The sequence below is a fragment of the Bradyrhizobium sp. genome, from assembly GCF_035935975.1.
Classification (GTDB): domain Bacteria; phylum Pseudomonadota; class Alphaproteobacteria; order Rhizobiales; family Xanthobacteraceae; genus Bradyrhizobium.
Genome location: NZ_DASYWN010000025.1, coordinates 49,722 through 61,970 on the forward strand (window position 1 = coordinate 49,722; position 12,249 = coordinate 61,970).

At 64.1% G+C, this 12,249-nt stretch carries 11 protein-coding genes; all 11 read right to left on the bottom strand.

The window, feature by feature from the left end:
• Positions 1–16 precede the first annotated feature (16 nt).
• The 11 genes from VGR99_RS13665 to VGR99_RS13715 all read right to left on the bottom strand — a co-directional run bounded on the left by VGR99_RS13665 (position 17) and on the right by VGR99_RS13715 (position 12,098).
• Complete coding sequence (locus VGR99_RS13665) at positions 17–700, bottom strand: hypothetical protein (RefSeq protein ID WP_326898902.1); 684 nt, start codon at positions 698–700, stop codon at positions 17–19.
• 71 nt (positions 701–771) lie between these two features.
• Positions 772–1,851, bottom strand: coding sequence for a phage major capsid protein (locus VGR99_RS13670; RefSeq protein WP_326898903.1), 1,080 nt, complete (start codon positions 1,849–1,851; stop codon positions 772–774).
• 17 nt (positions 1,852–1,868) lie between these two features.
• Positions 1,869–2,858 carry a hypothetical protein gene (locus tag VGR99_RS13675; protein WP_326898904.1) on the bottom strand — a complete coding sequence of 330 codons (990 nt, stop codon included), beginning with the start codon at positions 2,856–2,858 and terminating at the stop codon, positions 1,869–1,871.
• A 111-nt stretch (positions 2,859–2,969) separates the two neighbouring features.
• Positions 2,970–5,240: a hypothetical protein gene (locus VGR99_RS13680; RefSeq protein ID WP_326898905.1), complete on the bottom strand. Its 2,271-nt coding sequence runs from the start codon at positions 5,238–5,240 to the stop codon at positions 2,970–2,972.
• 1 nt (position 5,241) lies between these two features.
• The gene (gene terL, locus VGR99_RS13685) at positions 5,242–6,897 is read right to left on the bottom strand and encodes a phage terminase large subunit (protein ID WP_326898906.1); all 1,656 of its coding nucleotides are present in this window, start codon (positions 6,895–6,897) and stop codon (positions 5,242–5,244) included.
• Positions 6,897–7,184 (bottom strand): hypothetical protein, encoded by a 288-nt coding sequence (locus VGR99_RS13690; protein WP_326898989.1) that lies wholly within the window; start codon positions 7,182–7,184, stop codon positions 6,897–6,899. The genes terL and VGR99_RS13690 overlap by 1 nt, the downstream gene beginning before the upstream one ends.
• Positions 7,184–7,543 carry a hypothetical protein gene (locus VGR99_RS13695; protein ID WP_326898907.1) on the bottom strand — a complete coding sequence of 120 codons (360 nt, stop codon included), beginning with the start codon at positions 7,541–7,543 and terminating at the stop codon, positions 7,184–7,186. The genes VGR99_RS13690 and VGR99_RS13695 overlap by 1 nt, the downstream gene beginning before the upstream one ends.
• Positions 7,544–7,702: 159 nt before the next feature.
• A complete protein-coding gene (locus VGR99_RS13700; protein ID WP_326898908.1) occupies positions 7,703–8,347 on the bottom strand; it encodes a glycoside hydrolase family protein in 645 nt (214 codons plus the stop codon).
• Positions 8,344–8,550 (bottom strand): hypothetical protein, encoded by a 207-nt coding sequence (locus VGR99_RS13705; protein WP_326898909.1) that lies wholly within the window; start codon positions 8,548–8,550, stop codon positions 8,344–8,346. Before VGR99_RS13705 ends, VGR99_RS13700 begins: the two co-directional genes overlap by 4 nt.
• Positions 8,551–8,557: 7 nt before the next feature.
• Positions 8,558–9,796 (bottom strand): tail fiber protein, encoded by a 1,239-nt coding sequence (locus VGR99_RS13710; protein ID WP_326898910.1) that lies wholly within the window; start codon positions 9,794–9,796, stop codon positions 8,558–8,560.
• Positions 9,797–9,803: 7 nt separating this feature from the next.
• On the bottom strand, positions 9,804–12,098 hold the full coding sequence (locus tag VGR99_RS13715; protein WP_326898911.1) for a hypothetical protein: 2,295 nt from the start codon (positions 12,096–12,098) through the stop codon (positions 9,804–9,806).
• Positions 12,099–12,249: the final 151 nt, after the last annotated feature.

Genomic DNA, 12,249 nt, shown 5'->3' on the forward strand with positions numbered 1-12,249 from the left:
GCCCCGCCGAAGTGCCTTAGAAGGCGTCGGACGCCGTATGGCGGCAGCGCAGATAGAATTGCACCACACCTTCGACGAAGGCGGTCGTTGCCGAAGCCTTGAGGCCGATCTTCGCGGACTCGTCGAACGCGTTCGCGCCCGTGATCAGCGAGCCGGCCACGGTGACGCCCGCCGGCGTCATGTTGGCCGACGTGAGCGCCATCACGCCGCCGGTCACGTCGACGCCGTTGATCGTCGGGTTGACGCTCGACAGCTTCGCCGCGGTGGTCGCCGGGGTCTGAACGTAGGCCTCGCAGTATTCGATCGTGCCCTTGAAACCGAGCCGCAGGCCCGGGTTCAGCAGCGCGCCGTTCGCGATCGAGGCCAGGTTGTAGGCGATGGTGACGGTGTTGATGACGTTGCCGTCCTGCTTGTCGATGTTCAGCGTGAACGCCGTGCCGGCCGACCACGTCACGCCGGACGTGTTCGTGACGGTGATGTTCGAGCCGCCGAAGGCCAGCGTGAAGCCGCCGCCCGCGATGGTGTAGCGGTCGCTGTTGTTGAGCAGGATCGTCCCCTGCCCCGGCACGGCCAGGCCAGTGTCGAAATACTGCTGCGAGGCGAAGCCGGTCGGATAGGCCACCGTGAAGGTGCCGTTGTTCGCGACGTCGGCGTTCAGGACGCCGCTGATGACCGCGAATTTGTCGTTAAACTTGGGCATGGTCGAATCTTTCGTAAGGTTGATCGGAGAAGCGGAGACGGGCGCCTTGGCGCCCGCCGTATCACGCTGTCTTACGCGATATCGTACACGCCGGACGTGTTGAGCTGCTTCGCAACCATCACGGCCGTGGTGGAGATACCGTTGTACATGACCATGCGGTCATACGGCCGCGCGGGGTTGTGCTTCTTCATGCGCTGGCCGTTGAGGTACAGCATGCGGACGCCCGTCTTGCTGACGTCGAGCACATAGCAGCGCTTGGAGTAGCCGGTGTCGTCGAGCGTCGGGTCCCAAACGATCGGGTTGCCGTGCCACTCGAGCTCGCCCTGCGAACCGTCGACCTTCCCCTTGAGGCCGTTCATGGTGTAGAAGCCGTTCGCCCGCATTTCCTTGCGGTAGCCGGCGATCCAGTCGGAGCCCGCGTAGATCTTGTAGCGGGTGGTGCCCTTCCGATACTTCGAAAGCTGCAGCCATTCCTTCTCCATGAACTCGATCAGCGCGCCGCCGTTGGCGGTGTTCACGGTGATCGGGCCCTGCCCGCCGGCGCCGCCGTATGCGGTCGTGGCGGCGCGGTTGCGCCAGGGCGCGAACGCCACACGCGAGATGTTGCCGGTCGAACCGACGGCCGGCGAGTCGAGGATGATCGAGCGGATACCGGCCAGCGCCTTCGCGTCGGTCGAGCCGTCACCGTGGATCAGGCGATCGAGGCTGAACGCGTAGTCCTCGCCGAGATCGTCCATCTTCTCGTCGAGCAGGTTCGCCAGGGCGTGCTCTTCGCGGCCGTCCATGTTGTTCGGCGTCTGCTCGGCGCCGTCCTCGGTGATCTCGATACCGTCGATCTTGAGCTCGGTATGCGTGACCTGAATGCCGATGAAGTGCTCTTTCCACGGCCACTGCGTCCGCTTCGTGCCGGTCGGGTTGTAGTAGCTGAGCTGATCGTCGCCGCTGTAGCCAGCGAGAGATCCGCCACCCTGCCCGGCCTTGACGGCGAAGCTGACGGTGAGGTTGCCGCCGGAGAACTTGCCCGCCGAAGCGTTGAAGTCCTTCAGCATCGGCTTGTTCGCGATGTTCTGCGCCCACACCTTGCCCTTGTCGATGTACTCGACAAGAGCCGCGTTGTTGATGTTGGCAATTTCGTCCGCAGTAAACGCCATGTTACGCTAACCCTAAGTTAGCTCGCCTTCTTCGCCCGGTTGGCTCGAACGATGTCGAGCGTTGACAGGGGCTTCTTCGGCTGAGCTGCGCCATTTTTGGCCTGACCGCTCGTCACGGGCGCGACCGGGGGTTTGCGGCCGCCTGGCTGGGGAGTCGGCGCTGCGGGCTTGAACGCTTTGTTCACTGCCTCATAGGCCTTCTTCAGCTGAGCGACGACGCCGTCCTTGGTCTTCGGTTTGCCTTCCTTCTGCTGAAGATAGGCAACCTCCCGTTCGAGCATCGGATACTTGGCTTCGAAGTTCGGGTCTTTGACTTTGCGGTCGGATTCCCAATCCATCGCGGCGGTCGCGAGCTCAGTCGACAGGCTGACCTGCGACTGGCGCTGCTGCCGCTGCGCCTCGAACCCCTGACGCGTCTCGTGCGACTTGTCCTTCGCCCGCATGCGGCTCATCTCGAGAGCCACTTCGTGCGTCAGCTCGCCTTTCTCGACACGCGACTTCAGATCGTCCGGCAACACTTCGCCGGCGGCGACCAAGAGGTTCTGCAGCCACGGCTTCAGCTCGGCAAAGGCTCCCGCCGGGTCAAACTTCGCTCGCGCGAAGGTCGACAGGGCGTTCGCCGCTTCCTCGGAGGACAGGTTGTTCTGCTCGAGGTAGTCCGTGATGTTCTTGTAGCGACCGGCGTCTTCGCGGAAGGCGTTGCGCTGGCCGACAAGAGCCTGAAACCGTGGATGCTTGTGGAACGGGACGTCCGAGAAGGTCTCGTTGTCCGGCTCCGTGGACTGAGCGCCGCCGGCCCCCTGCCCGGCTTCTGCGCCTTCGGCTGACGAGGCCGCCGCTGCGGGGCGCTCGCTGACGACGTCGCGAACGACGCTCAGCAAACCCGCATCGGAATCGTCGGTTTGCGCGGTGGATGATGCCGCGCTGGCTGCACCGCCATCTTCGCCGCCCGCAGGCGTTTCGATGTCGGTAACTTCACCCGGGTTTTCGATGGTGGACGATTCCATCTCTTCAATGTCGTCCGTTGAATTAGAGATCGGAGGCATACGTATCCCTAGTTTGCGGTGATGTTGTATCGCGTGTATGTCACAATATCAAGCGATTTGGTACAAAAAGCCCTAAACCCGGTTGTTCCCCATCGGTGCGTCGCTGCCGGGCTGGACTTCCGACGGCCCCTTTTGCGCGTTCTGCGCGCCCTGGCCGCCCTGCGCGGCCGGGTTCTGCTCGGCGCCGGCCGCGCCCGGCTGCTTGATCGCGTTCATCTGCGCGATCGACGGGATGCCGTCCGCCACGGCGTCGGTCAGATCCATGCGGTCGTCGAGGCGCCGCAGCGTTTCCTTCGCGAGCCACAGCGGCTTGATGCCGCCCATCTGGATCAGCAGCGGCAGCATCTGCTTCCAGTTGTTGACTTCGACCTGCTGGTTGGGCTTGCCCATCGAACCGGCTTCGATCGTCAGATAGAGCTCTTCGGCGATCTCCGAGAGCTGCATATGCGGCCACACCGCGCCGGGGCCGACGATCTGCTTGACGCTTTCCTCTGACATCTCCCGCAGCAGGACCATACCGGACGCCCGCGCGAGCTCGGTGATGAACGCGTCGAGATCGTCCACGCTCGAGCTGTCGATCGAATTCGTCGTGCCCGCGGCGATGGCCGCTTCCGTGGCGCTGGACTTCGAGGACGTGCCGCCGAGCTGCGCTTCCTGCGCGCCGACGACGAACTGCGCGTCGGTCATGACCTCGTTGGTGTCGTAGAGGTTCGGATCGACGCCCGGGATCGGGAACCGCTGGATGACCTTTGCGATATCGGTCGACGGGTCCATGTTGAGGCCGATCGCGTCAAACGGCTTCACCTTGCGCAGCCGGTCGACGTCCTCGTCCTCGAACAGCCCGTTGGCGTAGGCCCAGCGCGGCCGCGCGGCTTCCCGGTGCTCCCGCTTGCCCTGGCGTGAGCGGTTGAGCTCCATCTGCATGTCGTGGATCAGCGCCACGTCCGACGGCGGGAAAATCTCGGTCTCGTTCTCGACGTCGTTGAACGTCAGCGCGTAGACGGGCCAGAAGGTGTCGACGAACACGTCAGGCGCGGCAGGCGGCTTCAGGAACTTGTCGTAACCATCGGCGACGTAATAGACGAGCCCGGACAGCTTGTCGTAGCGCTTCCAGACGCGCACCAGGCCGGAATCCTTGTCGCGCCGCGACCAGGCGCCGGTCTCGTCGTAGGTCTCGCCGACGATGTTCGAGAATTCGTGCCCTTCCTCCGTGAATTTGGCGCAGTTCGACAGGTCGACGTCGAACAGTTCCTTGGCGCGGGGGACCGTGTATTCATATTCGATCGTGACGTGCCGGCTACCGACAAAGCCGACGAGCTCTTTGCACAGCCGATCCGGAATGACCTTCGTCGACTTCGGCCAATCGAAGATCAGCCCTTCCCGCACGAGCACTTCAGGCTCTTGCTGCAAGGCTTCCGTCGCGCGCTGCAGCTCGTCCATCTCGGCGTCGCAGTCATAGACTTCGCCTTCCTGCACCTGTTCAGCGAGCACGCGCAGATGGTCGAGCCGTGTCCGGATGTCGGTCAGCTCGTCGTCGAGCCCGGGGCGCGGGCCGTATTCGCGCTGAAACGTCAGCTCGGCATATCCGACGCCGGTCGTCGAGGCGCGCCGGACGCACTGCTTCGCCGCAGCCTTGAAGTCGATCGGTTGCTGGTTGCGCAGCGCCCGCGCGAACAGGATTTCCAGCGTCTTGCCGACCTTGTCGATGGTCTTCCGGCGCTCCATACCCTGCTGGAAGTCCGCCAGCACCGCCGCCCCTTCGACCGCCTGCGGCGGCATCTGGAACGGCTCCGGTTGCATCACAGGGGCGCCGTTGTGGCCCATCAGGGCCGCAGCCATCGGATCCGCGGGCGGCTGCGCCGCCATGACGGCCGCTTGGGCCTGCGCGTGCTGCGCGGCCATCGCCTGCCCCTGCGCGACCGCCATCGTGGCCTGCATCAGGCTCTGCGGATCTTCATCCCACAGGGCGAAGTCGAGCTTTTCGGCGCGGCGCGCCGTGGCCTTCGGGTTCTTCGCGTAGAGCGTCGCGACCTTGTTCTTGACGTGGCGACCGGCGATGTTGGCCTTGTAGTTGCTCTCGGCCCACGTCTCATCGCGGCCATTCGTCGCGATGAACATATCGCGCCGCATCCGCTTGAACGCCTTGGCGTGGTGCCGCTTGTCCAGCCGGATGTCGCGAATGATCTTCGCGACGTGATCCTTCTCGGCCTGCTCGGCGTTGCCTTCCTGCTCGGTCTCTGCCTGGCTGGCGCCGCTGGCGTTCGCGTCCTCTGCCGGCGCTTCCGCGTCGTCAGCAACGAAGTTGCTCATGACAGGCTCGTCGGTGCCTTCTTCGTACGCCATCTCAGAAACCCCTGGCCGATACTTCGGCCTGCTTTTCCTTGGTCCACTTGTCGTTTTGCTTCAGCCAGTTCACGGTGCCGTAGGCGGGCTGCGCCTTCTTTGCTGCGCCAGCGCCGCTGCGGGGCTTGAACTGGCTTTGCAGGCCGAGACCGATATAGGCGAGCGCGTCGACGAAATCGTCGTGGTTGCCGTTCGGAAACGCCAACATCTCGTTGATCGCCTTCTCGGTCCACAAAGCACGCCGCGGGAAATACACCTTGCCCATCGCTACCCGCGCGGCGATCGACTGCGCGCGCTGCTCTTTGTCGATCGCCGGCGTGACTTCGACGAGGTGAAAAAACGTCCCCGTCTCGAGCATCCGCTTGCGCAGGAACGGCCCGATCGACTTCGAGATGTGCCCGCGCTCAGCCCACCACAGCAACGGTCGCTTGTCGCCGCCTCCCATCACGAGCATGGCTTCGACGGCGACGTTGGTCGGCATGCGCCGCCAATCGCACTCGACGACATAGATGTTGTCCTGCCTGTCGACGCCCACCTTGAGAAGGCACGACGGGTCGTTGCGCTGGCCTGTCCCGACGGCGTGGTCGCTCGCCGCGTAGAAACGAAGCTGCTCTGGCAGTTCATCGTAATACTGGATCGTCTCTCGCCGAAACAGCACACCATCGGCGACGGTGGGTCGCTGTTGCGTCAGCGCCGCGAAGCCGAGCGGATCGCGGCGTTGATTGGCAAGGTGGTAATCAAGGTCATAGCGCTCCGGCCACAGCGGCTCGCCAGGCGCCCGTCCTAGCGGGTCGTCTTCTTCGGCCAGCCCCGGAAGCCGGATGATCTTCCACGACTTCGCTTCCTCGGCGTTGTAGTGAGGATTTTCGGGGTCGGTCAGGCGCCCGATAATGTCGTCGCTGTGCCACCGCGTCATCGTGATGATCGTCAGGCGCTTGCCCATGCGGCGATAGAGGGCGACCTTGACGAGCCAATCCCACGCCTGGTCGCGGATCGCCTGCGAGCGCGCCTCGGCGGCGTCTTTGTAAAGATCGTCGACCAGCAGCAGATGCGCGCCGCGGCCGTTGATCTGACCGCCGCGGCCGGCGAAGATCATGCGGCCGCCTTGATCGGTCTGAATGTTGTCCTTCGCGTTCCCACCGCGCCGCAGCTTGTGGTTCGGGAAGACCTGCTTGTGCTGCGGTGAATGGATGATCGCACGCACATCGGCGCCGAAGTCGCCGGCCAGATCGTCACCCGCCGCTGCAACAATGACGTCGTGATCGGGGTGTCGCCCGCTATACTGCGCGGCGAGGCGCTTTGTCGCCATTTCGGTTTTGCCGTGGCGCGGCGGCATGCAAAAAATCAGCTGCGTGCAGATACGGCCGTCTTCGAACGTCAGTTCGCCAGCGAGGAACTTGTCGAGCACCGCCGCCACTTCGCGATGGAATTTGGCGTCTTGATACCGCGACCGCGACAGGTCGTTCGGGTCTTCCGGGTCCGGCATCGTGAATTTGGTATAAGCGAGCAGGCTCGTCGAAGCGCGCAACGCCGCATCTTGCCGCTGAAGCAGGGCAACCTGCCGGCGCAGCGCTACGACTTCGGGATCCTGATGCTTGGGATCGACGAAGTCGAAGCGCTTCCCGGTGCGGGGGTTGATGCGGTTCGCCTGCGGCATTATTTGCCTAGCCACGACTTGATGCCGACGCCGAGCGCGCCGAGCAGGCCTGTGCAGATCGTCGTCACGACGATCTTGAAGCCGAGACTCTGCGCTTCCTCGACGCTCTTCCGCCATTTGCGCAGATGCACGAAATCGGCTTGAAGCTCGATCCGGTCGTCGTCGGAAATGCCGAAAGACTTCAAAATCGTCGCCACCGTCTTGAGCACGGTCGCGTCGATGTCGACGGACTTCTCTTGCTCGGCGAGAACCGCGGCGACGACAGCTCTGACTTCATGCTCTTGCATCACGCGACCGGCTTCCTGAACTTCGCTTTCAACTTCTGCCAGCGCGTCGGCGGCTTCGCCTTCGGCAGCGGTACGGGCTTTTCCTCGATCGACGCCGGTCGCGCGGCGGGGCGATCCCAACCACAGCCTGCGACGCCTGCTTCCGTGATGCGGTTCGCCCACAGCTGGTCGTAGGCCGTCTTGCCAACGATCGCATACTGCGGCCGCTCGAACGCGCTGCACACGCCGGGGCCTTCCTTGGCCGAGTCGGCGCCGAACGTCTGGAAGGTGGAGCTACCGACACACCCCGCTAACAGCGTCCCAAAAGCCGCCATTAGCGCTACAGTCGTCCACCTTTGAAACTGCGCCGCGGACAGCATGGATAGCCTCACTGTTGCGGGCCGCGACGCCGGCGATGGCGGCGTTCCAGCCCTGATTGTATTTGAATAGGCCATAGCCAGCGAAGCCTCCGACGGCGCCCGCCGCGACAAGCGCATAAACGCCGTACTGGACGGCGAGCCGGAGCAGGAATTGCTGAATCACGTCGCCCCCTTGCACTTAAATATCCACGGTAGAAAACACTTCGGCGCCGACTGCGTCGCGGCGACAACGGCCGGTGCTGGTGCAGGCCTCACGACCGGCGCGGGCTTCGGCTCGCGCGCCGCCGCAAGGCACTTCTTCTGTTCGTCGGCCCGTCTATTCACAAGGCCGCGCTGAATGACGAACGGGCCTTTCGGCCCCTTCGGATGCGAGCCGACGCGCCATCCGGTGTACCTGCCGTCGGCGTCTTTCGTCAGGATTTGGCGGCACCCGCCCTCGATATCGCCAGCATTCCATTTCTTCACGATCGAGGACGAGCACACCGCGCCAACGCCCGCGTTGTAGGCGAGCGAGATCGCGGACGCGCGCACGCCATCCGGCAGGTCGACCTTGATGCACTTTCCGATGCCTACGTCGTACTCTTCGACGAGACGCTTCGCGAGTCGATCCGACCAAAATTTTTCCGAATGCGTCTCGCCTAGCTTCACATCTTCTGTTTCGCCGTAACCGCCGGTCGGCAGGCCGTTTGCGAGCTTGTCCGGAACAACGGTAGGCGCGAAGCCTTCCCAATGCTTGACGCCAACCGTAGCCATCGCGATGGCGCTGGCACTCGCAACTGTAATGGCGGTTTTGCGCGCGCTCATTGCGGCTCCCTCTGCTTCGCCAGCCTCGCCAGCGGGATCACGACCGTGTTGACGAACACGCTTACCGCAACGAGGAACCACGGGTTAAAGACGTCCGTGAATGCGCCGAGCACAGCCGCGACGCCATTAAACGCCCCGACGGCTAGCGATGCCCGGATCACCCACAGTCGATGAAATTCTCGTCCCGCATTTGCTATCAGCATGTCAGCCTCACGTTTTGATGCAGGCGAGCAGCGCGACGTTGCGCGGCCGCGTCTCCGCGCCACCCAGGCCGCCATTCACGCCGCCCGTTGTCGACGTCGTGCGCAAATTTTGAACTGTCGCCGCGTTCGTGCCGTCCTGATGCGGCGCCCCGTTCCACTCTTGATAGTTGTGCGTGTGGTCCTTCAGCAGATCGCCTTGGAAGCTGCCGATCGAGCGCGCGGGGTCCACGCCGCGACCGTTGTCCAAGGCGCGGATGAATTCGCCGCGCAGATCGGGCACGCGGAACGTCGTCGTGAGATCGCCGCTCGAAAAGGCGCCGTTATTCGCCGGCCACAAGGCCTCGGTGATGAAGTTGCCCGACCCCGCCGCGAACGCATAAAGCCCCGGATAGGTCGCGCGCGCGACAAGGCTGCCGTCCGCTTTGATATAACCGGCCGGCGCGTTTACCGCGGGAAACCACGCGATGGAGCCGATGGCGGTAGACGCCGCGCTCTCCCATGCGGTCCACAGGATGGTGCCAGAGCCGTTGTCGTAGGAATATCGGCGGAACGCCGTGACTGCCGACGTTCCCGCGGCGGCCTGCGCATACGGGTAGGCTCTCTGCGAGATGTAGAGATCGCTGAACGTGACTGTTTCAATAACCCAACTGGCGAAGCCAGGCGGCATATTGGCGCCCGCCGCGACGACCGCCCAGCCCGATGTGGTCAGGAGGTTGCAATCCGCCACGCTATTCGCGCTCGCGTGCGGCGCCAGACGCCCGACCATGTCCGAGCCGTCGACCTTCGCGGCTTGGATGTTGGCGCGCGCGGTGTCGGGCGCGCCGATCCCGGCCAGGTTGCCCGCCTTCGACAGATAGAGCGACAGGTTGACGCTGGCGGCCGATGCGGCGGCCGCTGCAGCGCTACCAGCCGCATTCGTCGCGCTCGTGCCGGCCGCCGTAGCGCTGCCACTGGCGGCCGTTGCTGCAGCCTGCGCTGCGGCCACTGCGTCCGCGACCGCCTGCCCGTCCGTCGGGTCGAAGATCAGCTGCAGCGCCAGCGCGAGACTATCCCACGTCACGATGCCGTTCTGCAGCGCGCCATCCGAGCGCCTGACGTCCTTGACCGAGTCGACGAGGCCGTCGATGGCCGTCGAGATGTTCGCGAGCTCGTTGTCGAGCGGCAGCGCGGGCAGCGGCGACGTGGGCGAATTCGCCTGAAAGTTTCCGAAGCTGTAGCTGACGGTGTAGCCGGATGGATCGCTCATCAGCCCCTCACGGCAGGACAAAGTAAATCAGGGTTACGTCAGCTGTGGCGGGAGCGCCTTGCGCCGTCCCGACGCGGAAATAGACGGTGTTCGCCGTCGGCAGCGCCGACGCCACACACGCGACGTTGCTGACGCTGGCGTTCACCGAGCACGCATTGTTGGCTGTCGCATCTGCCGCGGACGCGACCGTGTTGGCCTGCGTGGCGAACAGCGCCGTGCCAGCGCCACCCGCTGCGGTGAACAGACCCCATGTTGACGTGGTCAGCGTCTGCGAGGCGTGGTCGATCTGCACGCGGAACGGGATGAACCGCGTGAAGCCCGCAGGCAGGGCGATCGCCATCGCGTTGTCGGAGTTGGCGGCGTTGAAGTTTACGCCGGTCAACTTCGTCATGTAGAGGCCCATGACGTCCGCGGCCGGAACGACAGGCCCCGCGCCGACCATGTCGGAAACGGTCTTGCTGTTGATCTTGAAGGATGTGCCGTTCGCGGTGTTGATAGTCTTGTTGCTGAGAACCGTCGCGGCCGTCTCTTTGGCCGTTGCGAGGCCGCCGAACGGGCCGATGAACGTCGTTTGGGTGCCGTTGTCGGTGAACGACGTGATGAACTCGGTGCTGACCGAATACAGCCTGTTGTCGTTGTTGATGAGGCTCTGGAACTTGCCGCCGAGCAGAATAGCGCCGGTGCTGCCGAACTTGTTGCCAGCCGTCGTGCCCGCGCCGGAGCAGTTGATCAGCACGGGATAGTTGCCGTTCAGCGTCCAGTCTTCGGCCGATCCGTTCGATTCGTTGTCGAGGTTGATGTAGGTGTTGCGCGAAGACGTGGCGTCCTCGACGAGACCGCCCGCGGCGTTACTCTCGATCGTGCCGCCGCGGAAGTAGTTGTTGATCGCGCCCGTCAGCACGACGGCCTTGTTGCCGCTCGCGCCGCAGCCTTCAACGATCAGCTTCTCGAACTGGCACGCTACGGGCTTCGTAAAATCGACGCCACGGCCGGGCTGCACGAGGAATGCGCCGTCGGTGTTGTTCGAGATCCGAATGTCGAAATACGACTCGACGGCAGACGATCCGACCAGGCCGGTATCGGCGCCATACAGGCACGTCGCGCTATCCCGCAGCACGACCTTCATGTGGCCGAAGTGCCAATTGTCGATGTTCACTTCGCGGGTCGTGCCGCCCGCGGGGTTGCCCTTCAGCGCGATGTGCCCGGGGCCGCCGAAGACGCCGCCGATGCAGCCCTGCGATCCCGGGTAGGTGTTCATGCCACTGAACTGATTCGCTATGCCGGTCCCGACGTGGATAAAAGCGGCGTTCTCGCCTGGCGCGGTGATATGCAGATTATTGTAGGCCCAATTCGGCGCGGTCGAGTGCAGGTAGTTGCCGTCCGGCACGCTCAGCGAGACGCCCCGATTCCTGGCCTCCGTGATCGCGGTGTTGATAGCCGCAATATCGTCCGTGCCGTAGACGACGTTCTTTGACACGGCTGTCACCGTCGTGACCGCATTCGCCGCCAGCGTCACATGCTCGGCGTCGGTGAACCCCTGAATGGTGGTCGAAAGCACGGCGCCTGCCGTTCCCGCGCCAGGCACCCATATCCCCTTGCCGACATCCGCGGCCTTGAATACGGCCCCCGTCGCCTGCAATGCGTTCGTGCCGGAGTTGATCGTCACTGTCGCGGTGACGACGATGCCGTCGCCCTTCGCGAAGTCCTTCAGGTCGAGAACCCGGCCTATCTTCGCGTTGACCGTGCTTGCGATCGCGCCCGTGCCGGCCTGCGTGAAGGTCACGTCGACGGCGTCTGGCTGCGTCTGCACGCTCGTGCCGTCCGTGAGGATCGACGATATCCATTTGTGCGCAACCGCGGCCTTGGAGAACACCCCGCCGAGCGCAACCGCTGTCGGCGGCGTGAGCGTGGCGACCGGCAGCGCGACGACGAACGTCCATTTCCCGGCTGCCAGGTCGGTCGCGAAAACGCCCGACGTGTGCGCGACCGCAGCGCGGTACAGGTTGCCGTTCTGGATGACGCCCGTCTCCGCGGCGTAGAACGTCGCCGTGGCCCACGCGGTCGCCGGCGCAAGCCCTGCGGTCTGCAACGACGGCGACAAGCTGTCGTGCGTGACGATCCCGTTCTGAAGCGCGTTGTCCGATCTGATCGTGCCGGAGATGAACGTCTCAAGGGCGGCTATGCTCGCCTCGAGCCCGGCCAGATCCGCGTCGAGCTGCGTCCCCGGGAACGAGTTATCGCCCTGCGACTGCTGGAAGCCGGTGTAGCTGTACGTGATGTCGTAAAGGACCGGATAGGCCAAGGCCGCGCCCCAAATGTATCAATTGGCGCCATACAATGCACGACAAACGCCCAAAAAGCAAGAAAGGCCGCCCGGGTGCATCGGACGACCTTTCGAGGGAGGTACTGTGAGAGCCTGCAGCGGTGCGTTAAGCCGCTGCCGATGTTGTATC